Consider the following 22,299-nt stretch of genomic DNA (forward strand, 5'->3'; position numbering starts at 1 on the left):
GTACAATAAAAAAGACATTCATGTGAAGAATGTCTTGCACCTCATAGAGACGATTGTTTTTTAGCTTTGTTAAAGAATTACTTTTTTAGATAGAACTAATTCGACCACTACTTCAACTTTAGAATTACAAAGTCAATATGATTGGTTCTGATTTTGTAACAATCACGGTGTGTTCTATTTGAGCAACAAGGCTGTTGTCAGGTGTAATATACGTCCATCCATCTCCCTTATGAATAACTTGGTCTACAGATGCTGAGATAAAAGGTTCAAATGCGATGACTAAACCATCATGTAGCAGTTCATTGTCAGACGGATCAAAATAATTAAGAATATGATTAGGTGCCTCATGTAAAGAACGACCTATCCCATGACCTGTTAAGTTATGAATAACAGATAAACCATTGTTCATAGCTGTACGATATACAGCTTTACTCATTCGATTTTTTTTGGAGCCTGCTTTGCAAAATTTCAAGCCTTCGAATAACGCCTCTTTTGCGACTTCACATAGTTTAGCTGCTTCTTGATTGTGGCCTACTACAAAAGATAATCCTGTATCTGCAAAATAGCCATTTTTTGAACCTGATACATCAATATTAACTAAATCGCCTTCTTGAATAACCCGATTTCCTGGGATACCGTGAGCCACTTCTTCATTGACACTTATACACGTATAGCCGGGAAAATTATACTCCCCTTTCGGCCCTGAAATGGCTTCAAATTTATCAAAGAGCTCCTTTGCTAAATTGTCTAACTCAATTGTAGTGACACCTGGTTCTGTCTTTTTCACCATCTCGTCTCGTATAGTAGCAACTATTTTTCCGATTTCTTTTAGTGCTTGTATGTCTTTGTCATCTTGAATAATCATTAAACATTGTCCTTTCTCAAATAAAAATCGCTTTTATATATTATTTTATCATGACATAGTATATGAGTATGTGCTAGGACACTTTTATAAAAAGTTCAGTTGGTTCTTAGTTGTTTACATAACGATGTTATTGATAACTAAATATAAGTAAAAAACAAGGACAGGCTTTTTTCAGCACTGACCTTCTTTACAACCGCTAAGACAATAGGCTTTTAGAATATATTTTTCCTACTTAATTGTTACTTTTGTTCCTATATCTATGTATTCGAATAATTGTTCCACTTGCTCGTTAGGTAATCTTACACAGCCGCCCGTTACATAATCCCCAATAGACGATGGGTTTATTGTTCCATGAATACCATAAGTTCTCCCGCTTGTACCAGGTACATTTAAACCAAGCCATCTCGTTCCAAGTGGATTATTCTTAGCACCTCCTGGAATGTTTCGCGGTGTGAAACCAGGGTTTGAAATCTTTGTTAAAATCTGAAATGATCCTTTAGGTGTTGCGTTATTCTTTCCGGTTGCTACAGACCATTTTTTTACTAGTTTTTGATCTTGGTATAGCATTAATACGTTACTTTCAAGAGATATAACTATCTCATAATCCTTTTTAGTTGTTGTTTTTTCTTCTCCTACACTAGTTATTTTATATGGATGAGGGATATACAGTAACGTCTGGGCTTTTAGTGGCGTTGTTTGGTTTTCTGCCTCAATTAATGCTAGTAAATCAGTGAAATTATAATATGTATTCATGATACTAAATAGAGTTTCTTTAGGTTTAACGGCATGCTTTATTACCGTTCCTTGATAAAATACTTTAACCTGTTGGCCTATTTTAAGTTCTGTTTCAGGTTTACTTATATGGTTAGCTTCAATCATATATTGAAGCATATGTGCTTTGCTATAATAGTTTTTAGTAATTTGATAGAGTGTCTCCCCTTTTTTAACTTCGTGAGTAGCTACGAAGGATGAATTAGGTAACATAAGGGTCATATCTTCTTTTACATCGTTGTTAGGGTTATGTAAATGGTTGTATTGTGCTATCATATCAGAAACATTTACACCATAATATTTTTGAGAAATACTAAATAAGGTTTCCCCTTTTTTAACAGTGTGGTAAACAACCTTTGTGTCTTGTGGTTGCTCTTCCTCTTCCTCTTTTTGAACGGGTGTTGAAACAAGCATTTCTTCTTGGCTTTTGGTTGGACTTTCAGGAGTCACGATCCAATTAGAAGCTATCTTTTTTAAAGGGATTTCATTTGATACGTTAACTGCAGTTGCCTCATCCTCTTCTTCTAATGGTCTCTTTTTGTTAATATCTTTATGTTGAGCGTGCACTGTGACTAGGTTAATGGTTTCCGCAATGTTCTCATTACCTTCCACTTTATGTGAATCAGCCATGATGTACCAAACAACAAATCCAAACAAAAGTAAAATTAGAAGGATCAGGACTTGATTAGGTAATACTATGTTCTTGTAATCTTTCTTATATGTTTGCATTCTTGATAATGGTTTCTCTGTTGTTGCCATGCGCTCACATTCCTCTCGTTGTCACATTTAGTCGAATTCTTCCTAATATTACGTAAAATAGTGAATAATTCCTATAGGTTTGTAAGCTTATTTTGAATCATATAAGGATAGTGCCAATGATTGGATTAAATTTTATGATTGTTACTTTATATCCATTACTTATAGTTCCTTTTTGCTAATTTTAAAAACCTCTATCTAGATCTTTTAAACATAAATAAAAACGATTAGTCAAAGCTAATCGCTCTTACTACACGTTCTTAAATACGGTAAGATAATATAGACTGTTGCAAAAATGTAGGTTTCTTTTTTAAAGAATTCTTTTGTCATCCATCTTTGCTTTCTTGTGTTGAGATTTTATTTTAGAATTCATTTGTAGGGTTGTTGAATCTACATTATTATTTAATGCTGCTTCTTCGTTTAATTTAAATTCTTTTTTCAATTGCAAAACCTCCATTAATAGTTATTTTACTATAGTCTAATCTGCTATAATAATCACCTAAGCTAATCTACAAAGAAGTCCTAACCTTAGACTATTAACTAATTTATGAAAGCTTCTTCATAACATCTACTCTAAGTTGTTCTATGAGATTATTATCCAGGTTCGCAGGCAAGGAGGATTGATCACGAAGAACCCATGAATTTATGACTTCCAGGTCTGCTTTGTCAAAGTCAATACTATATCTTGAGTTATTATGGTTAAAATGAACTGTGACAGTTTCATCTCCTGTAAAGTCATCGATAATCATATGTTCTATAACATATTTATTCATATTCAAGCTCCTTTGAAACTAAAGTTAATTCAACATTATGTTTCACAATATTTTTAGGTTTATTCTAGGTAGTTATGTTATAAGTAAGTTTCTTCTGTGTTTAAAAATAAAAAAACCGCGACCTCTTTTTAGAGACAACGGTCAAAATTAGAGAAAAATGTTATTATTAACTCGATAGCAATCTATATCGGTCTTTTTATTTTCCATTCCTTTGCTTTTTAAAAGAGAGCTTAATATCCATAGGACTAATATCCATCATAACATTAAGTGCAGCGTATGTTTCTACACCGTCAATTTTACCCCAATAGCCCTCCGTTTCATCTGTTTCTCTAAAAGTAAAAATGAACCCGTTCCCTTGTACATCGTTTTTCATTTCAAATCCTAGTGCTTTCGCTTCTTTTGCTTCATTGTCTACTAAATCGTATGTTAACACCTTAGGTAACGCACCAGCTACGAATATGTCTGTTGTCATTGGGTTTGGAGTATAGTACTCATACCCTTTAGTTGTATCACGATTTTCAATAATATCAAATGTCTTTGTGTCTAGGTGGAATACGTCTCCTTTCTCTATATAGCTTACTTTAATATCAGACATAGAGAAGCGAGTATCTTTTTCTTTAATTGCGTTTTCGAAATCAAAAATCATCACACCGCTCTCTCCGATAGCTGTAATCGTTTTGTCGGCGTTACGAACAACCATAGCTGTATTTTCGTCTACTCCAAATGCTAGCTCATCTTGTTCGTGAGATGCAGCCACAATCAATCGTCCGAAACGTCCACGCTCAATAAAGTGCTGATCGACAACACCTACATCGAAGAACCCTAGACCTTGTGTCAAAAATACGCGGTTATCTTTTGGATCGTCATAGTTATCAGTATACGTAACGCCATCATTTAGAGCACCCAAACTTGTACCCGCTCCAATCATGGTGTCACTCATTATGGCTGCTCCTGCACTAGACCCACCTAATACGGCACCTGATTCATAGATGCTTCTAATTTCTCTAAGAACTGGTCCGTCTTCACCTAAATCAGTTAAAAGTGTCTCTGTATACAGTAATTGGTTTCCACCAACAAACCAAACGGCATCATAGTCCGATATAGTGGATGCTAGTTCTTCACTCATCCCATTGTCAGCCCATAAAGATTCATCTATATCTTCAGTGTCATCATCATCTGACACGGCGATAGGAAGAATAGTGATATGGTCTTCTTGTACACCATAATGAACAAAGTCTTGTTTATAAGAGTTCGCACTACTATACGGACTTGCGCTCGCTGTCGGTACAATCGCAATTTTTACTGTGTCTAAGGTTGTTTCACGATACTCCATCGCTAAATTTAAAAACGCGTCATAAATCTCTTCATTATTTGGATCAAGTGCACCACCGACAATGACTAACGCACCTTTGTCTTGCGGTTTATCTGCCACTGGTCCAACAATCGTGCCTTTCACTGCTCCGTTTACAATGGGTGTAAAGCCGCTACAGATTAACATAAATACTAGAATCAAAACAAATTTTCTCATTTATACACTCTCCCTATCCTTTTGTATATGTTTAAGATAAACGTACGCGACTGCTTAATTGTCTATCCTTAAACCTTTTTGAGTTTGAATGTTGATTCAATTTTACCTACTATATCTCCGCGTCTGTTTTTTAACGAGGGAGATAAATAGTTTGACAGTCTGTTTTGTTCTGCATCTGATAACAAGTTTAGTTGTTTAAGAACCTCTACGGCAGCGGGCCATGCAGCTCGAGCATTTCCATCCACCACTTTCACCGCTACCCCGATACCCTCGTTCATAATGCCCATCGTATACATACCTTCTGCACCTGCTTTCGCAATAACTTTTCCGTTCATTGCTTGCATGACATCGGTACATAAAACATCTTTTCCCCCAACCATTTCAGGGAATTTTGTCATCGCTTTAGTGATAATATCAACAGCATGCTTCGTATGTTCATCTTCTATTGAGCTTGAATTTGATAGTTTTGCAAACATAAATGCTAACTTGTAAAGAGGCATGTAAAAGGTTGGAATACCGCATCCGTCAACCCCTGTTTTTAAGTCTCGCTCCTCGATATCTGCTAGATCGGCTATTATTTCTACTACTTTTTGTTGAACAGGATGATGTAATCTATCATACGTAACTATATCACTCTGTAAGTGTAATGCTAACGCAAGCATCGCTGCATGCTTACCAGAGCAATTATTATGAATAGCAGTAGGTTTTTGCCCTGCTAGTAAAAGTGATTCATAAGCTTCAGGATCGTATGGTGGGTGAGGTCCACACCTCAAATGACTTTCATCTAACCCGATACGAAATAACATAGATTGTACGGTATCTACATGAACTTTCTCGGCATTATGAGAACCACAACTAACAGCTATCTCTCGTTCGGAAAATAGAAATCGCTCACTAGCCCCTGAAGTGATTAATGGTATTGTTTGAACCGGTTTAATAGCTGAGCGAACAAACACGGTTTCTAACGGATTTCCTACTTGATACAGTATTTGTCCTTCTGCATTTACAACTGCTATAGATCCATAGTGGAAGCTCTCGGGTAATCCATTTCTTTCTACAATTGATATTAATTCTTCCATGTTGCCCCGCTCCTTACTTAAAGAGAATCTTTATTTTACACAAATGAGTGTGTGGACTGGTCAGCGTGATAACTTTCTTTATATAAATGACATGCAACAAATTGGCTACCATTGTTTCTCTCAAGCTTAGGAGGGACACGATGGCAAATATCCATAACCTTAGGACATCTAGATGCAAAGGCACATCCTTTCGGAGGATCGCTTGGCGAAGGAACATCTCCTTGTAAAATGATACGTTCCTTTCTGTCTCGAGGATTTGAAACAGGAATAGCTGATAAAAGTGTTTGCGTATAAGGGTGTTTTGGGTTATCGTACAATTGTTCGGTGTCCGCTAATTCAACAATACGCCCTAAGTACATCACCGCTACTCGGTCGGAAATGTGTCTGACCACACTTAGATCATGAGAAATGAAAATATACGTTAACTGCATGTCTTTTTGTAACATTTGCATTAAATTCAAAATTTGAGACTGGATAGAGACGTCTAAGGCGGAGACAGCTTCGTCAGCTATAATCATTTTCGGTTTTAATATAAGAGCGCGTGCAATCCCGATTCGCTGTCTTTGGCCCCCCGAGAATTCATGTGCATAACGTTTCATATAGTCTTTATTTAAGCCACATAACTCCATAATTGAAGCGATCATGTCTCTTCGTTCGGTTTTACTAACAGACAGATGTGTTGTTATAGGCTCTGACAAAATTTGCTCGACCTTAAGACGGGGATTTAACGACGCATAAGGATCTTGAAACACCATTTGAACGTTCGGACGTTGCTTTCGCATGTCAGCTTTTGAAAGCTTCGTGAAGTCCACTCCTTCAAAAATGACTTCACCAGACGTAGGCTGAACTAGCTGTAAAATCGCACGTCCCGTTGTTGATTTTCCGCAGCCAGACTCCCCGACAATTCCTAATGTTTCTCCTTTGTATACATGAAAGGAAATACCATCTACTGCTCTCACGTGGGACGTTACTCTTTGTAACAATCCAGAGCGTATCGGAAAATGCACTTTTAGATGATTTACCTCAAGAATGTTGTCCTGCATAATTCCCCTCCTCTGTATACAACAAGCATCTACAAGTATGTGTATCAGAGATTCGTAGCATGCTAGGATGTTCTTGTTGGCAAATGTCCATCACGTGACTACAGCGATCCTGGAATCTGCATCCTTTTCTTTCTGAATTTGGTGTAGGTACTTGGCCTTTTAAGTAATATAATGATTCCTCCTTTTGATGCGCCTTTGGAATAGATGCTAACAAGGCTTTTGTGTATGGATGCTTAGGATTGTTAAAAATAGTATCTACATCCGCTTCTTCTACAATTTCCCCGGCATACATAACAATGACACGATCGCACATCTCGGCTACTACGCCTAAATCATGGGTAATAAATAAAATCGACGTGTTCATCTTTTGCTTAAGGTCATTCATTAAATGCAAAATTTGCGCTTGAATGGTCACATCTAAAGCTGTTGTTGGTTCATCCGCTATTAACATATTAGGATTACAAGCTAAACTAATAGCTATCATAACTCTTTGTCGCATGCCACCTGACAATTCATGTGGATGACTATTAAAAATTTGCTCGGCTCTTGGTATACCTACCATCTTCAACATTTCAATGGCGCGCTCTTTTGCTTGTTTTTTTGTCATATGGTTATGAAGTAAAATGACTTCATTCAATTGCTTCCCTATAGTCATGACGGGATTTAAAGATGTCATGGGTTCTTGAAAAATCATCGAAATTTGGTTGCCGCGAATATCTCTCATTTTCCTTTTAGAAAGAGATAATAGATTTTCCCCTTTATATATAATCTCCCCTGTTTTTATCTTTGCGGGCGGTTCAGGAAGTAACCGCATGATTGCAAGAGACGTCATACTTTTTCCACAACCAGATTCTCCAACAATACCGAGTGTTTCCCCTGCTTTTACAGAAAAGGAAATATGATGTACCACTGAAAATTCATCACCATCATCGCTTATTGTAACTGTAAGGTCGTTCACTTTTAAAACTTCCTCAGACATCCTGCTCCTCCTTTCTTTCAACTTTTACTAGTCTTTTAGTTTAGGGTCAAGGGCATCACGTAAGCCATCGCCAAAAATGTTAAAAGCTAGAACGGTCACTACAATTGCCATACCAGGGAAAAAGGTAGGATAAAAAACGGTACGACTATTATCCTTCGCTGCACTTAACATAGCTCCCCACTCAGGTGCTGTAATATCTCCACCTAAACCTAAGAAACTTAGAGACGCACCAATCAGGATGGCTGTTCCGACACGCATCGTTAAATATACGAGTACAATAGAGAAAGTACCAGGTAATATGTGACGGAATATAATAATCAAGTCGGACACGCCAATGGAACGAGCTGCTTCAACATACGTTTTCTCTTTAAGTGATAATGTACTACCACGAACGATGCGAATAAAAATCGGGACAGTAAATGTAGCAACAGCAAAGATAATGTTGACAATGCCTGCACCTAAAATCGCAATAACGGCAATAGCTAGAAGGATACCGGGAAATGCGAGTAATAAATCTGTAAATCTCGTTATAAGGCTGTCAACTCTTCCTCCATAATAGCCTGCCATTAGCCCAAGAATTGTTCCGATACTGGCTCCTACTAGAACAGACACAAACCCTATAATTAATGTTTGTTGTGTGCCAACAAGTACCCGACTAAAAATATCTCGATTTTGATGGTCTGTGCCAAACCAATGTAAATTTGAAGGTTCTTGATGTTTAAAGGAAGTACTTAATAAGACACTAGTTTGCTCAGGAATAAGATTAACGACGCTCGCTGTAGGTACTGTTTCAACAAAAACAGGTATGATGGTGGATACTTCTCCCGCTGTTACTTTTATAATTGTTGAACCTGCTTGTAATGCCTTAATGTTTCCGCGATTATCAACAGACGCAACATTCGGATCAAAGCTTTCAAAAACAATCCCACCTTTAGGGCTCATTTGCGAGGTTGATGATGTATTAAATCCATCGTTTTTGCTAGTTTTGAGATTGTCTTCTTTTGTTAATTGTTCTATTTGATTTGAATCAACCGTTGTTCCGTCTGTAAGCATACCTGTCACTTCAAGTGAAAAAACATCTTCTATTTGTAACGATGAAGTGGGACTACTAACCTCTAAATATGATAAAACTGGCGCAGCTGACTCTGATACCTCAACTTGAATTACAGTTGATATATTATCTTTAGATAGTTTGATTTGAGCAACACCTGTATTTTTTGCTTGAACAGTAAGTTGTTCTTCATGAAAACGGATAGCTGTAACATTTCGTTTAGTATTTGTAATTTTTAAGTCGGTCACTCTTTCTTTTTGATCGGTATTTGTAGTTGCCCATACTGTTACTTTGGTTTCGTTCTGTTGCGTTACTTGAATGCCCTTCTTCTCGTATTGGTACGTAACAGGCTGTGAAGGATCAAAAGGAGCAAGCCACGAACCAAATAAAGCGATGATAACGATAGCAATAACAACAGAAAACGCAATTACTGCTAGTTTTTGTTTTGAAAATTTTCGTAAAAAATCTCTAAAGGGAGAATAAACTTTGTTTTTCTCCATCTAAATCACCCATTTCAGTCATAGCGAATTTGTGGATTTAAAAAGCCGTAGCTTATATCTACTAATAAATTTACAATCAAAAATTGAACAGAGAATAGTAGAATTAAGGCTTGAATTACCGGATAGTCACGAGACAGGATAGAATCTATTAAATAAGAGCCTAAACCTGGCCAGGTGAACACTTGTTCTACTACCACTGCCCCTCCTAATAATATGCCAAACTGTAACCCAGTCATTGTTACAACAGGTATAAGAGCATTACGTAAAATGTGTGTGAATGTTACGACAAACTCACTTTGTCCTTTTGCCAAAGCGGTTCTAACAAAATCTTCTCTCGCGACCTCAAGAACACTTGATCGTGTAAAGCGAGCTATATACGCTGCAACCCCAAAACCAAGTGTGATAGATGGTAAAATTAAATGCTTAAACTCTCCGCTCCCACCTGATGGAAGCCACCCGAGTTGTACAGCGAATATTTGCATAAGGAGTAGTCCTAGCCAAAATTCGGGAATGCTAACAGCTGTTATTGTAAATAGCATACTAAAGCGATCCAAAAAGGAATTTCGTTTAACAGCAGAAATAATCCCAACTAGTATCCCAAATAACACGGCCCATACTAAAGCGGCGAATGTTAACAGGAGGGTGTATCCAAAACGATTGACAATCTCTGTGGATACATCCGATTTTGTCCGAAAGGATGTACCAAAATCCCCTTCAAGGACAATCCCTTTTACATAATTGACGTACTGCACGTGAAGTGGATCATTTAACCCATGTTTCTCTTGCAATGCTACGTAAGTGCTTTGATCAATCTCTGCTCCATACATAATCCGAATGGGGTCGCCTGGTGTTAAATGAACGAATAAGAAAGACAGTATAGAAACAATTAGTAACAGTGGTAGCATACCTACTAATCGTCTAATAATATAAGTGATCATAATGTAACCCCTTTAATAGTGTAGTAATCTCTGTTAAGTAACAGAGATTACCTTTTAAGAGTTTTTGATTTATTCTTTATCAGCATTTCCAACTAAAACGGAGTCTGCTGGTAATACTGTTACGCCTGATACATTACTACGTTTTGCTACTACATTATCCGGTACAAATAAGAAGAGCCATGGTGCTTCTTCATACACGATTTCTTGAACTTCTGCGTAATGCGCTAACGCCTCATTTTGATCTGACGTTTGAATTGCACTATTAAGTAGAGTGTCAACTTGCTCATTCACGTAAAAGCCTGAATTATTATAGTTAGGTGGTACTCGATCAGAGGCAAAGTTTGGACGTAATCCCCAATCTGCTTCACCAGTGCCAGGTGACCAACGACCGATATAAAGATCTGTACCTTTGTTATTATCTAGCATGTCAAAAAGCGTACCGCTCTCGTAAGGTTCAACTTTAACCTTTACTCCAATTTTCTCCAACTGAATAGCGATATTTTCCGCAACAGCTACGAAGCTTGTTTCATTTCGCGTCCATAACGTAGCCTCAAAACCGTTCTCATACCCCGCTTCTTCCATAAGCTGTTTAGCTTTATCTAAATCATATGTGTAAGCTTGTTGACTTTTATAACCATACACACCTGGTGCAATAGCAGAATCAGCAATTGTGCCGTATCCGTCGACAACTTGTGATATAAGAGCATTCTTGTCAATAGCATAGTTCATGGCTTGACGCACTCTTACATCTTGATATTTTTCATGCTTAAGACTTATACCAACATAGAATACGTTTAAGGATGGGCCGGTAAATACATCAATACCTTCAGCTTGAGATAATTCCTCGGCATTTAATGTAGGAAGTTTTGATATAACGTCAAGCTCGCCAGTTTTTAGCATATTAACGCGAGTGCTTGCTTCTTGAACAGGAATAAATGTGATGTCTTTCAATTTAGGTAGCTGGTCAGCGTTCCAATAATTATCGTTTGGAACTACCTTTACATACTGCCCATCTTTCCACTCTAAGAATTTGTAGGGACCTGTACCAATTGCGTTCCTGTCTAAATTGTAATCAGAGTCTTCTACTTTTTTAGTTATTTCATTTATTGATTTAAAGGTCGCAGATACGTGTGCCATATAAGAGGCCATTGCTGAATTTGGCTCTGCAGAACGAATAGTAACAGTATTTTCATCTTCAATAATTACTTCATCGATAAATGAGAAAAAGCTAGAACGTGCTAATCCGTTCTCATCATTTCTAACAAAGTCTAAATTTGCTTTTACAACTTCTGCATTAAAAGTACTTCCATCGTGGAAAGTAACACCTTGACGGAGAGTAAACGTAATTGCCGTAGCATCTTCATTGTACTCATAGCCTGTTGCTAACAAAAACTCAAGGTTCATGTCAGGATCAAACCGAAGAAGTCCTTCGTAAATCGTTTGTTGAATGTTAGCAGAATTACCATCGGTAGCGTTGAATGGGTCCAATGATGTCGGCTCAGCCTCTAATCCAACTGTTAAAGGTAACATCTCGTCAGTTTCTTCTTCAGATGCTTCTGATGCATTCGGTTCAGTTGTTGTAGAGGTATCATCAGTTGTTGTTTGTGGCTCAGGTGCATTTGACGCATCTTCTGAACTATTACTGGAACATGCTACAACCACACTCATCACAATCATACACATGAAAAATACAAATAATTTTTTCAACTCTCTTCCCCCTTCAAATAAGTGTTCATATATATACATGCAAAAAGTGTGCCAACTATGGGTGTCGCAAATTTTCTTGCAGTGGTATTACTGAAATAAACAATAATACTATTTTCTAAATATTTTAAAAAACTTGAATAGTTTACCAATAGGTTGTTAAAATGGTTATAAATGGGTTTGGTTGTTTGTGTTAACACCCAATAAATGAACCAATTTGTGAGGTGAATAACATGGAGTATAAAAATAGTGTCGTTTTGTTAGCGGGTACAAAAGAAACACGAAAAGCGCTCTATCAGCAATTAACAGAAATCATAGGGGATTTTATTCACATTCATAGTTTTTCAGTTGAAGAAAAATTACCTTCTCCTATTAAAAATAAGTTGGTTATTCTTTCTTCTGAACTTATTACTGATGAGGTTCAACATGTGATTGAAACAAGTTGTACTGTTATCGCAGCTAAACGTACTATTAATTATTTAATGATTGATCAATTACTTTTCCTACCAAATGGTGCGAAGGCGTTGTACGTGAACGACTTTCCAGAAACGGTGATAGAAGGTATTCATACTCTAAAGGAGCTAGGAATTGATCACATTGAATACATTCCATGCTATCCTAACAGGAAAGTGTTTCAAAAGACTAAAGTTGCTATTACACCTGGAGAAGTTCATCTCATACCTGACTATGTAGAAGAGATAGTAAATATTGGCCCACGTCTTATTGATATTTCTACCATTTTTGAGATTCTAAATCACCTTCAGTTGTTAGATCAAAAAGGTGCTGAGATTTCGAATAAATACAATCAAAAGATTATTGATTTAAGCAAAAAATTAGCAAGTACGATGAGGCAAGCAAATGACTTAAATAAACATTTAAAAAGAGTAGTTGATGGAGTAAATGATGGTATTTTAGCTGTTCGTTTTGATGGCACCATAACAGTATTTAATGAAATTATGGAGAAGTTTACATCTGTTGCAGCATCTAACGCAATTGGCAACAACATTGACTCTGTCATTAGTAATAAGCAGTTAGTAGAGTTTATTCTCTCAGAGCAGCAAACGGAAGATAATGCTTTCTCATTAGGGTCATACGACACAATAGTGCATCGTTTTTGCTTACAAAGCGAGGAAACAATTGTAGCTACATTTAAGAACCCTCATGAGGCTATAGAGATGGAACGAACACTCCGACGAGAGTTAGTAAAAAAAGGCTACTATGCTAAATATACGTTCGCTGATATTATAGGTCGAAGTAAAGTGTTACAAGATACAAAGGAAACAGCCGCAAAGCTAGCAAAAACAGACCTTACTGTGCTCATTCAAGGTGAGAGTGGCACAGGGAAAGAACTTTTCGCAAGTGCGATACATAATCAATCTATTCGAAATAAAAGTCCTTTTCTAGCTGTAAACTTTAGTGCATTGACTGAGGATTTAATGGAAAGTGAATTGTTTGGGTACGAAGAAGGAGCATTTACGGGAGCAAAGAAAGGTGGAAAAAAAGGATTATTTGAGCAAGCCAATGGTGGTACGATCTTTCTTGATGAAATTGGGGATATTAGTTTAAAGTTACAAGCCCGATTACTTCGAGTTTTACAAGAAAAAGAGATAATGAGAATTGGAGGCAACAAAATAATCCCTGTAGATGTAAGAGTAATTGCTGCAACAAACAAAGATTTGCTTAGGATGATTCACGAGGGGGTATTTCGCGAGGATTTATATCATCGCTTAAAGGTCTTATTCCTACATTTACCCGAACTTAGAAATAGACGTGAAGATATTGAATTTTTAATACAACATTTCATAAAGAAAAGTGGTCGAACTCATATAAAGATTAACATTGATGTAATTGACCAGCTAATGCAGTATCAATGGTTTGGCAATGTTCGAGAATTGAAAAACTCTATTGATTATATGTTAGCTGTTTGTGATGGGAATGTTATTACAGTGCAAGATATTCCTAATAAAGAATTCTTTCAGAACAATACAATAATAACAACGCAGCAAAAGTTACAAAAAAGCATAGCAACACATTCAATGTCCTCCACTCATGATAAGAATGAACTGATAAGAATTTTGCAAACAATTCTTAATATGAATGAAGCGGGTCAACCCGCTAGTCGTAAAAAAATTGAGCTTGAGAGTCAAAGCTGGTCTACCCCGCTAACAAATCAACAGGTTCGGCACCGTTTGAATATCCTTGAAGAAAAAGAATATATAACAAAAGGCCGCGGTCGTGCAGGTACTATGATAACAGAGACGGGTAAGCGTTATTTAGATTCAGTTTTAATGGTCTAGGATGATATTGTGTCTACTTGAATTACAAGTAATACGTTCAGCTGTAAACTAATCGTTTTCTTCACGTTTTGTTTAGACTGCCTCTTGGGGGAATCTCCTCCCCCTTTCTTACTTGTAAAGAACAAAAAATAACTAGCTAGCGCTTTTCATCCACGCTAAAGTTTGTTTCAACCCTTCTTTATAAGGTGTTTTAGGTATATTGCCTATGTTTGCTTCGTATTTGTCTCCATTAAGAATGACAGGGCTCTCAGTCAAATACATCATTTCTAGAAATTCTCTCATGCCTGATGAAAACAATGCTAATAACTGAATCATACCTTTCGAAACAGTTTGTATTTTTCCTTTATAGCCAATTTCATCTCGAAATAGTGAAATCAGCTCTTCTCCGGTTATTGGATGAGATGCTGGAATATTCCAATTTTGATCATACGTGTGCTGACGAAGAGCTAATTCTACCATTGCCTTCGCGCCATCTAATGTGTATAAAAACTCTCTACGTACATCCAATTTTCCTACAAAACGTGAATTCTTTTGATTAGCAACGCTTTTTAGCGTTTCATGAAGTATAGTGTTATTGGCATTTGGTCCATATAGGTCTGGAAAATGAACTATTAATGAAGGCACCGGACTATTTAATAGTTTTTCTTCGAGTGTTAATCGTATTTTTCCTTTTTTCGTGTGTGGTTCTTTTGTTGCAGATTCAGAAACCCTTCTTTTAGCTTGTTTACCATATGCATATATATTGTCGACATGTGCTATCTTAGCATTGCAGTTTAAGGCAACACTTATTATGTTGTCCACACAACGTGGGTGTTTTTCTTTCCATTCTTGGTAAGGAAAACTTATCGCATTAAAGATTACATCTACACCTTCTGCTGCCTTTAATAAATCTTGTACAATTAAAGCATCTCCAGTCGCTATTTTTATCTTAGCTTCATGTTTATATAAGGATGTAAGCTTTTGCTCGCTTTTTGCAAATGCAACCACTTCAACGCCTCTCGAAATTAATTCTTTGACTAATGCATATCCCATTCCACCTGATGCACCAATAACTAAAGCTTTTGAAATCATTTTACACAACCTCCTCTTAATTAACCATTGGTCAATAACGTCTTTAAAATTAGGACCAAGGAATGGCCCTAACGTATTGCCTTCAAAATAAAGTCAACATATGAGTGTGCCGCTTCTTTTGCTTCGTCAAAGCTGTTTGCATAGCCTTTATGATGAGACACAAAACCATGAAGAGCTACGAATGCAGAATAAATGTCTTTAATTAATAATTTTCTATCAGAAAGAGTCTGTACGGCTTCTGCAAATCGTTGGAAGCTGAGATTAGCTGCCTCTTGAGACAAACTATCTACCTCTTCATTTTTTTTCATGAACATTAATTCGTATTGACTTTGATGATCCAAGCCAAATTTAATAAATTGAATAAATACGTTTTGAAGCTTGTTACTGGGAGCACCATCGCTCTGAATTGTCTCATCTAAACGTGTGTTCAACGCATGAAAATCTTCTTCCACAATGGCATAGAACAAGTCTGCTTTATTTTTGAAATGATAATATAAAGAACCGTGGCTACAATTCAGTTGTTTAGCAATACTTCTCATTGAAACTTTATTAAAATCTCTTTCAACAAATTGCTTTCTTGCTTCGGCTATAATCATGTCTTTTGTTAGTTCTTGATTGGCTGGTTTACGTGGTGACATTTGTACTCCTTTTTAATTTATTGACCGGTGGTTTATTAAATTATAAATCATTTGGAAAAAAAAGCAATAAGTTTTTCGGGAATTTTAGCATATATGCAACCATTGCGTTGAAATAAAAATATATTATGTCAATTCATAAAAAAACTTTACAGAATTTATCAAATTGATATATCTTTAAATTGCTATATTGTGAAAAAATACACAAAGGAGAATTTTATGCTTTTTAACTTCCATTACGCATTTATCCCTGATTTTTTAACAGCATTAATAATACCTATACTATTATTGATTTGGCTATGGAAAAGTAAATTAAATACTAAGATTGACTGGATTTTAAATAATCTATTGGTTGGCAGTTATATTATAATGATTTATTTTGTTGCCAATTGGTGGTTTTTTAGCTACTACTTTCGTTATCTATTTGTATTATGTTTTCTAATGTTGGCTATTCTATCATGGAAAAAAGTAAATAACCTATCATGGTTTCCTCCTTATAGTCTTACAACGATTACAGGTAACGTAATTAAAGTTCTTTTTATAGGCGTTTTTGCTGTAAGTAGCAATTCTTTTACTTTGGCATATGACTACAATGAAGAAGCTATAGACCTTCAATTTCCTTTAAAAGATGGTGTATATTCAATCTTTCAAGGAGGTAATGGTGAAAAAAGTACACTCATGAATTACCATTATAGATTTCCGCTCTTTCAACAATCAAATGTACATGACTCTATGCAATACGCGATTGATATAGAGAAACTGAATTTGCTAGGGACGTCACGATACGGTGTTTTTATCGACAATCCATCTAAGTTTAACTTGTATGAAATTTACGGAGAAGTAGTCTATAGTCCAGTAGATGGCATTGTGACAAATGTGCAAGATAAATTTGCAGATGTTAGCCCTGGTGCGAGCTTTGGTAAAGGAAATACACTTACTATCAAAACGGATCATAATATTTACATCTCCTTACTCCACCTAAAAGCAAAGAGTACGTCGGTAAAGATTGGTGACAAAATACAAGCGGGTCAGCCAATAGCAGCAGTCGGAACGTCTGGAACAGGCTTACCTCACCTACATATTCACGCTGCAAAGAATGCGCCATGGGGTAAAGGTGTACCGATTCGTTTTGATGGAAAATTTGTTGTGAAAAACAACCTTATTTTTAAATAAAAACACTACATAAACTACCAACAAATACTTCATATTATATCTATAATGCTAAATAAGAGGTGGTTTGTTTGAAAAAAGATAGACGTGAAGATGACAGAAAGATTGTTAAAACGAAAGCTTTTGTTGAAATGTCAGAGGAGGCAAAAGAGCTTTCTGCTTCTGTAGAAAGCAAAAACGTGGAACCTAAAGATATTGAAGCAATTGAATATTAGAAAGGCAAAGGTTGTGTGGAATGGAATTTATTTTCGGCACAACCTTTATTAGTTTTCACAATGCTATAGCCTATTTTGAAAATTGTGATGTTGTTTTTAAAGACTTAATAACAGCACATTAAAAGGGAATACTAACTATAAGCCATTAAAAACAAAAGGAGTTTTCATAATGAAAAAAATGAAAATTATGATCAGAAAATTGCACCCGGAATGGATGACGACGAAGAGCTTGAGCAAAAGGCATCAATAGAAGAGATACAAAAAGGAGACTATACGACAGTTACCAGACTTTCTTTTGATGAGGTTGACCCTAGTTAAATACAAAATTTAAAACCTGCACCTTCAGTAAGAAAGCACTTAAGGTGCAGGTTTTTTTTACATATTTACTTAAATGCTTAGCGTATAAACTTAATATAACGTTTTAGAAGCTTCCAGCTACTGAACGAAATTAATAGTAAAATAACTGCAAAAACAATGGAAACGGGAAGACTTAAAATACTTGGAATATCAACACCTGGAACAATAGTCATTTGAACGAGGTCTTTATTAAAGGTGCGAATGATGCCTCCTATTACCGCAATAGCAGAGCATAAAGCTAATCCAGTTGAAAACACGAATAACGTTGGTACAATGACTAAAGTTGGTAGACTGAAAATCGCATATTTTTTATATCTCAGTAACATACATAGTTCCTCCTAACGTATTTGATGTTTCGACAGTACTTTCGCTTTTGAGTGAATGTCACATTTTGTTTTATAGTATAATTTTTCTATTATACAATTAGGACCAACATCAATTATATCCCCAACAACCTCTGAAGCCTCAACATGCTCAATGACAATTTTTTCTCCTTTTAATCGTTTGGTACGTAGTCTTGTAGGAAGTAGATTTAAGAAAGCTGTACGGCTTTTTTTAATAGTGATATCTCCCTTACTCGTAACAATATCCACGTTAGATGTGGAGGTTATTTTTATATAGATTGTGTTTGCATGTAAACTGCCTTGAATGTTAACGGCCCCTTTTGATTGAAATAATTCTGCACTTACATTCCCTTTACACTTTAAATGACCTGATGTAACAATTTTTTCACCTTGTAAACGATTTATAGATAAGTTCCCTATGTTTTCTACTGTTTCAACAAAACAATCGTTTGCAGAAGTGGTTCCTTTATTAATCAGTTCCTTTGCTGTAACATTTCCTTTTACTTGGCAATGTCCAATAATACTCATAAAGTTTGTTTTAATATCATGAGGGTATACACTATAACCATTTGCTTGAATACTATTTTCGTGATTATTAGCTAAGTTCATATTTATAACCCACCTTTTATTAAGTCGTTAAATATTTTAACTGTTAAAATATTTAACATCCATAATATATACCTTTTGTATAATGTTGTCAATAACAAACTAAAAAGGTTCACTTTCTTTTAAATAAAGTTCCGATTAGTGACACATTTTTTGTTTTGGCAGTCAAATAAGCCTTTTGCTTGAAAAGAGAAGTTGGCGTGATTGTATTAAAAAGGATGTCAATTAAAATTGACATCCACTTGGTAAATAATAAACTTAATTCAACAAAACTCTCGGGACTTGCTCTGAAATTAGCAATATAAATGTTATTGTAAAGCTGTTTAATCATTCGTAGTTACGCTAGTTAATCTTTCAGTTAAATAGGAAAACGTAAAATCTTCATCACAGATCTGTTTTACCCTATCCTTCCAACAGTATAACTGATTCGGTTCAATGTATTTTTTAAGCAGTTCATGAAACACTTCTTGATTTTTATAGAGACTCTTTACGCAAAATTTCCCCCGAATCATATCTCTAATTGCTAACGCAAAGTTGTAGTCCTGAAAAAATGCTGGATTCTCAATATAAAACATCTCGCTGCCAGGATGAAAAGTTTCACCCTCATATCCAAATACAACTTTATAACATTCGTCAGCGATCTTTTGGAAGCTTCTATCAGGGTTTTTGTATAATTCATATTCAACTAAACTGTAGTAGTAATTAATTTGGACCATCTTCAAATCAGTTAACGTATTCAGTTCCTTTATCTGTAACAACACCTCATCTGTTAGATCAAAATTTTTTGTTAAAAATTCTTCATCTGATACAATAGTTTGAAATAATTCAGCTATCGATTCAGCCGCTATGCTTGAATAAAAACGGTAGAGCTCTGGGTATTTAAAGGAACCATAGTAACCGTCCATTATGTGCCCCAACTCATGAATTCCAGACAAAAATACAGAATATGCATCTCGTTTATTAACTACTAACCTGAGGTCATTTGGGTTTATGTTGATGGCAAAACCACCATATGGAATTTCCAAACTTTCAATCTTAACTGGAATGCTTTGTAATTGTATTCCTAGTCCACTTGCTGCATCACATAACACTTCTTTTACCCGTTCAGATGAAAAAATATTGTCTGGAATCCTATGGAAATTGAAGGTGGAAAAATATTGATCATAAAAATTTATTTTCTCCCATCCAAACTTTTCGTTTATTCGATTAGTCCAGTAGGTATAAGAAGTTACCAATCTTTCTAGTAAGCCATTCATTTCCTCTATATAACTATCTATATCAATTTCCTTTAGGCTGCATTTAAAGTGATAATAGTTGTCATATCCGACATCCTGAGCTAGTTGGTTTCTTTTTTGGATGAGTGTTCTGTATAAATCTTCATTTTCTCGTCCTATTCTTTTTGATTCAAGCAATAGTCTTTTTCTAAGTTCCCGATTCGGATTATCCATAATATTTGAGTGCACAGTGCCTAAATTATATTCTTTTCCATCAATCTCAAACGTACTGTCCATCAGTCTTTTTTGCAAAGAATGTTGCACGCCTACTATTTCCGGATGACTATCAAGTGCTTCTTGTTTCATCCTTGATAAAAATACATCTATTCTTCTACACCAAATGGGATCATCACTTAATATCTCTTTCCACGTAGAAAAGGTATGTATAAGTTGTTTATTTGTCATGAGATCGTGTTTAATCTTTTGAATTTCATCGATTCTTTGACTTTCATACCCTTGCGAGTACATAAGATAGTAAATACGCTCTTCCTCTTGGTATATTTCGTCCAAATTTTTAATGGCAGTTTGATACGTGGCTTTCCATTCGTTAACATCTGAAATTTGAGTTAAACGCTCAAAACCTAAGTCCATAATTAATCTCCTTTTGATAGTAAATCCCTATTAGGTTAGTTGCTTTGCTCTCTCTGACATTTATATATAGTTAAACATTGATGGATCAATAAAACTAAGGCACATAAACTAATGTTAGTTTTGTGCCCATTTTAACGTCATGTTTAAATTATGGTTCTGTACGGTTTTGAAACTTCTATGTTGCACTAAACATGCTACAGAATTTTAGACATAAGCCTATTTACTTCTTTAAATACGTCTGCAATTTTGTTTAATTGATTTGGTGGAAACTTCTTAAATATTTCTGTAATTTTTTGTTCCCCGTTCTCAGTGAGGTCTACTTTTACAACTCGTCTGTCTTCAGGTTCTCTTATTCTTGTTACAAGTTCTAGGTTTTCTAACTTATCACACATAGACGTTGCAGCTCCTGGGCTAACATGGAAGGCAGATGCTATATCAGTAATTTTCATTTTCCCATAAAGCTTTAATTGAATTAATAGCATGACCTGATGCTGGGATAAAGTTTCCTCGCCAGTTAATATATCCATAAATGCTTTTGATTTCTGCTGCATTTGAAACATTTCTTGTAAAATAATGTGGATTGTCTGCTCTTTATGTAACGTCATAAAACTGCCCCTTTAATAATTTTAATAGCTAAAATATATCATAGGTTAAACATTTTATCCATAATGGTTATATATAAAAAAAGCGATCCCTACAGGATTCGCTTTTAATATGTATATGTTTATTATCTTTATTAATTGCTCTGTTAAACTTTGGTGTTGATTTTCGCTCCATCACACTTCGCTTTCCGCGGGGTGGCCGTGAGCCTAAGCACCTGCGGGGTCTCACGTCTGCCACTATATCCCGCAGGAGTCTCGTGCATTCCGCTATAATCAAAATCAAACAAAAATCAACATTCACCTTTAACATAGCCTTATTAATAAAAAGATGGGTTAAACATTGCCTCTAATTCTTTTAGAACATCATCAATTTCACTACTATTTTTATCATGAAATTTCAATCTTAAACACAAAGCCCTTGTAAAATGTTTAATATTGATTTTTACATGATCATTTACATTAGCAATGTTTAAAGCTTTAAGCCAGTTAATGATAGTTCCAAATGATACTTTATTTAGTGTTATCATGGCGAACACAGCAGTAGCCATTCGTTCTTCTTCTTCTGCATCAAATACAATGCTAGATTGTAACAATAACGTTTCGAGCCCTTTCCATAACAATTCGCACTGTTCACTCGTAGTGTAACGTCTTTTTACACACTCATCAATTACATCTGCGATATGAGCAGGTGCATGGGCCCAACCCTTTTCTTGAACAAAACTTCGATAATCCTTTTCTAGCATGCAGTAATTTGTGATTTTCTCTATAATTTGCCTATGTTCGGTTTCAGACAAATAATTTTCTTCGTTGTCTCTGTATAGTAAAATAGCAATCAATAAGGCAGAAAACGTTCTTTGAAAAACACTATCAGAACCTACTTCGCCTATTTTGTAAAATAACATATCTTCAGATAGCGCAATGTTTAATAGTTGCCGCATCTCGGTATCTGATAACAATTTGTTATGTATTAATAATTTTACTAATACTCTATATGCTAATTCATCGCGTAATTCAGGATCAGGTGACCCAAGAACACTAACGGCAGTATAAACCTCTTCATATTGATTCTCAACAGTCGGTGTATAATCATCACTTAATATACTTACTAGTTTTTCTTTAATCACTATCTCGTTCGTTGTAATACTCATAA

At 35.6% G+C, this 22,299-nt stretch carries 21 protein-coding genes; 3 read left to right on the forward strand and 18 right to left on the reverse strand.

Translation table 11 applies throughout. The features are described from left to right. Positions 1-124 precede the first annotated feature (124 nt). The 11 genes from map to EJF36_RS10000 all read right to left on the reverse strand — a co-directional run bounded on the left by map (position 125) and on the right by EJF36_RS10000 (position 11,990). Positions 125-865, reverse strand: a complete 741-nt coding sequence (map, locus tag EJF36_RS09955; protein ID WP_125906176.1) for a type I methionyl aminopeptidase — start codon at positions 863-865, stop codon at positions 125-127. A gap of 228 nt (positions 866-1,093) precedes the next feature. After that, the gene (locus EJF36_RS09960) at positions 1,094-2,395 is read right to left on the reverse strand and encodes a L,D-transpeptidase family protein (RefSeq protein ID WP_125906177.1); all 1,302 of its coding nucleotides are present in this window, start codon (positions 2,393-2,395) and stop codon (positions 1,094-1,096) included. 307 nt (positions 2,396-2,702) lie between these two features. Beyond that, on the reverse strand, positions 2,703-2,834 hold the full coding sequence (locus tag EJF36_RS21835) for a hypothetical protein (RefSeq protein WP_260471865.1): 132 nt from the start codon (positions 2,832-2,834) through the stop codon (positions 2,703-2,705). Between the two features lie 103 nt (positions 2,835-2,937). Further along, the gene (locus tag EJF36_RS09965; protein ID WP_125906178.1) at positions 2,938-3,165 is read right to left on the reverse strand and encodes a hypothetical protein; all 228 of its coding nucleotides are present in this window, start codon (positions 3,163-3,165) and stop codon (positions 2,938-2,940) included. Between the two features lie 196 nt (positions 3,166-3,361). Continuing rightward, on the reverse strand, positions 3,362-4,693 hold the full coding sequence (locus EJF36_RS09970; RefSeq protein ID WP_125906179.1) for a cyanophycinase: 1,332 nt from the start codon (positions 4,691-4,693) through the stop codon (positions 3,362-3,364). 68 nt (positions 4,694-4,761) lie between these two features. Next, a complete protein-coding gene (locus EJF36_RS09975) occupies positions 4,762-5,772 on the reverse strand; it encodes an asparaginase (protein WP_125906180.1) in 1,011 nt (336 codons plus the stop codon). Between the two features lie 35 nt (positions 5,773-5,807). After that, entirely contained in the window at positions 5,808-6,815 is a 1,008-nt protein-coding gene (locus EJF36_RS09980) for an ABC transporter ATP-binding protein (RefSeq protein WP_125906181.1), read from the reverse strand. After that, positions 6,796-7,794 carry an ABC transporter ATP-binding protein gene (locus tag EJF36_RS09985; protein WP_125906182.1) on the reverse strand — a complete coding sequence of 333 codons (999 nt, stop codon included), beginning with the start codon at positions 7,792-7,794 and terminating at the stop codon, positions 6,796-6,798. Before EJF36_RS09985 ends, EJF36_RS09980 begins: the two co-directional genes overlap by 20 nt. A 27-nt stretch (positions 7,795-7,821) precedes the next feature. Next, a complete protein-coding gene (locus tag EJF36_RS09990) occupies positions 7,822-9,345 on the reverse strand; it encodes an ABC transporter permease (protein WP_125906183.1) in 1,524 nt (507 codons plus the stop codon). 14 nt (positions 9,346-9,359) lie between these two features. Beyond that, complete coding sequence (gene nikB, locus EJF36_RS09995; protein ID WP_125906184.1) at positions 9,360-10,283, reverse strand: nickel ABC transporter permease; 924 nt, start codon at positions 10,281-10,283, stop codon at positions 9,360-9,362. Positions 10,284-10,352: 69 nt separating this feature from the next. Continuing rightward, entirely contained in the window at positions 10,353-11,990 is a 1,638-nt protein-coding gene (locus EJF36_RS10000) for a glutathione ABC transporter substrate-binding protein (RefSeq protein ID WP_260471866.1), read from the reverse strand. Between the two features lie 221 nt (positions 11,991-12,211). On the opposite strand from EJF36_RS10000, the gene EJF36_RS10005 reads away from it, so the two are divergent. Then, positions 12,212-14,284 carry a sigma 54-interacting transcriptional regulator gene (locus EJF36_RS10005; RefSeq protein WP_395940581.1) on the forward strand — a complete coding sequence of 691 codons (2,073 nt, stop codon included), beginning with the start codon at positions 12,212-12,214 and terminating at the stop codon, positions 14,282-14,284. A 132-nt stretch (positions 14,285-14,416) separates the two neighbouring features. On the opposite strand, the gene EJF36_RS10010 is transcribed toward EJF36_RS10005, so the two are convergent. Both EJF36_RS10010 and EJF36_RS10015 read right to left on the reverse strand, forming a co-directional pair. Continuing rightward, complete coding sequence (locus EJF36_RS10010; RefSeq protein WP_125908334.1) at positions 14,417-15,352, reverse strand: SDR family NAD(P)-dependent oxidoreductase; 936 nt, start codon at positions 15,350-15,352, stop codon at positions 14,417-14,419. A 71-nt stretch (positions 15,353-15,423) separates the two neighbouring features. Beyond that, on the reverse strand, positions 15,424-15,993 hold the full coding sequence (locus tag EJF36_RS10015; protein ID WP_125906186.1) for a TetR/AcrR family transcriptional regulator: 570 nt from the start codon (positions 15,991-15,993) through the stop codon (positions 15,424-15,426). Positions 15,994-16,209: 216 nt separating this feature from the next. Between EJF36_RS10015 and EJF36_RS10020 the strand changes: the two genes are divergently transcribed. After that, positions 16,210-17,163: a M23 family metallopeptidase gene (locus EJF36_RS10020; protein ID WP_125906187.1), complete on the forward strand. Its 954-nt coding sequence runs from the start codon at positions 16,210-16,212 to the stop codon at positions 17,161-17,163. Positions 17,164-17,231: 68 nt separating this feature from the next. Continuing rightward, positions 17,232-17,375 carry a hypothetical protein gene (locus tag EJF36_RS21490; protein ID WP_185806872.1) on the forward strand — a complete coding sequence of 48 codons (144 nt, stop codon included), beginning with the start codon at positions 17,232-17,234 and terminating at the stop codon, positions 17,373-17,375. A 395-nt stretch (positions 17,376-17,770) separates the two neighbouring features. Here the strand turns inward: EJF36_RS21490 and EJF36_RS10025 are convergent, their stop codons facing one another. The 5 genes from EJF36_RS10025 to EJF36_RS10045 form a co-directional block, all read right to left on the reverse strand. Continuing rightward, on the reverse strand, positions 17,771-18,058 hold the full coding sequence (locus EJF36_RS10025) for a hypothetical protein (RefSeq protein ID WP_125906188.1): 288 nt from the start codon (positions 18,056-18,058) through the stop codon (positions 17,771-17,773). A 12-nt stretch (positions 18,059-18,070) separates the two neighbouring features. Further along, positions 18,071-18,685 carry a hypothetical protein gene (locus EJF36_RS10030; protein ID WP_125906189.1) on the reverse strand — a complete coding sequence of 205 codons (615 nt, stop codon included), beginning with the start codon at positions 18,683-18,685 and terminating at the stop codon, positions 18,071-18,073. 320 nt (positions 18,686-19,005) lie between these two features. Beyond that, positions 19,006-20,547 (reverse strand): M3 family metallopeptidase, encoded by a 1,542-nt coding sequence (locus EJF36_RS10035; protein WP_125906190.1) that lies wholly within the window; start codon positions 20,545-20,547, stop codon positions 19,006-19,008. A 194-nt stretch (positions 20,548-20,741) separates the two neighbouring features. Then, on the reverse strand, positions 20,742-21,152 hold the full coding sequence (locus EJF36_RS10040; RefSeq protein WP_125906191.1) for a MarR family winged helix-turn-helix transcriptional regulator: 411 nt from the start codon (positions 21,150-21,152) through the stop codon (positions 20,742-20,744). A gap of 314 nt (positions 21,153-21,466) precedes the next feature. Then, positions 21,467-22,297 carry a DUF2785 domain-containing protein gene (locus EJF36_RS10045; protein WP_125906192.1) on the reverse strand — a complete coding sequence of 277 codons (831 nt, stop codon included), beginning with the start codon at positions 22,295-22,297 and terminating at the stop codon, positions 21,467-21,469. Positions 22,298-22,299 lie beyond the last annotated feature (2 nt).

Origin of the sequence: Bacillus sp. HMF5848, from assembly GCF_003944835.1 — a bacterium.
GTDB lineage: Bacteria > Bacillota > Bacilli > Bacillales > HMF5848 > HMF5848.

Excerpts from the sequence above, each read along its gene's own strand:
- EJF36_RS10045 (WP_125906192.1), bottom strand. The coding sequence starts at position 22,297 with ATGAGTATTACAACGAACGAGATAGTGATTAAAGAAAAACTAGTAAGT.
- EJF36_RS09985 (WP_125906182.1), bottom strand. The coding sequence starts at position 7,794 with ATGTCTGAGGAAGTTTTAAAAGTGAACGACCTTACAGTTACAATAAGC.
- EJF36_RS09975 (WP_125906180.1), bottom strand. The coding sequence starts at position 5,772 with ATGGAAGAATTAATATCAATTGTAGAAAGAAATGGATTACCCGAGAGC.
- EJF36_RS10020 (WP_125906187.1), top strand. The coding sequence starts at position 16,210 with ATGCTTTTTAACTTCCATTACGCATTTATCCCTGATTTTTTAACAGCA.
- EJF36_RS09970 (WP_125906179.1), bottom strand. The coding sequence starts at position 4,693 with ATGAGAAAATTTGTTTTGATTCTAGTATTTATGTTAATCTGTAGCGGC.
- map (WP_125906176.1), bottom strand. The coding sequence starts at position 865 with ATGATTATTCAAGATGACAAAGACATACAAGCACTAAAAGAAATCGGA.
- EJF36_RS09965 (WP_125906178.1), bottom strand. The coding sequence starts at position 3,165 with ATGAATAAATATGTTATAGAACATATGATTATCGATGACTTTACAGGA.
- nikB (WP_125906184.1), bottom strand. The coding sequence starts at position 10,283 with ATGATCACTTATATTATTAGACGATTAGTAGGTATGCTACCACTGTTA.
- EJF36_RS09960 (WP_125906177.1), bottom strand. The coding sequence starts at position 2,395 with ATGGCAACAACAGAGAAACCATTATCAAGAATGCAAACATATAAGAAA.
- EJF36_RS10025 (WP_125906188.1), bottom strand. The coding sequence starts at position 18,058 with ATGTTACTGAGATATAAAAAATATGCGATTTTCAGTCTACCAACTTTA.
- EJF36_RS09980 (WP_125906181.1), bottom strand. The coding sequence starts at position 6,815 with ATGCAGGACAACATTCTTGAGGTAAATCATCTAAAAGTGCATTTTCCG.
- EJF36_RS10030 (WP_125906189.1), bottom strand. The coding sequence starts at position 18,685 with ATGAACTTAGCTAATAATCACGAAAATAGTATTCAAGCAAATGGTTAT.
- EJF36_RS10015 (WP_125906186.1), bottom strand. The coding sequence starts at position 15,993 with ATGTCACCACGTAAACCAGCCAATCAAGAACTAACAAAAGACATGATT.
- EJF36_RS10040 (WP_125906191.1), bottom strand. The coding sequence starts at position 21,152 with ATGACGTTACATAAAGAGCAGACAATCCACATTATTTTACAAGAAATG.
- EJF36_RS09990 (WP_125906183.1), bottom strand. The coding sequence starts at position 9,345 with ATGGAGAAAAACAAAGTTTATTCTCCCTTTAGAGATTTTTTACGAAAA.
- EJF36_RS10035 (WP_125906190.1), bottom strand. The coding sequence starts at position 20,547 with ATGGACTTAGGTTTTGAGCGTTTAACTCAAATTTCAGATGTTAACGAA.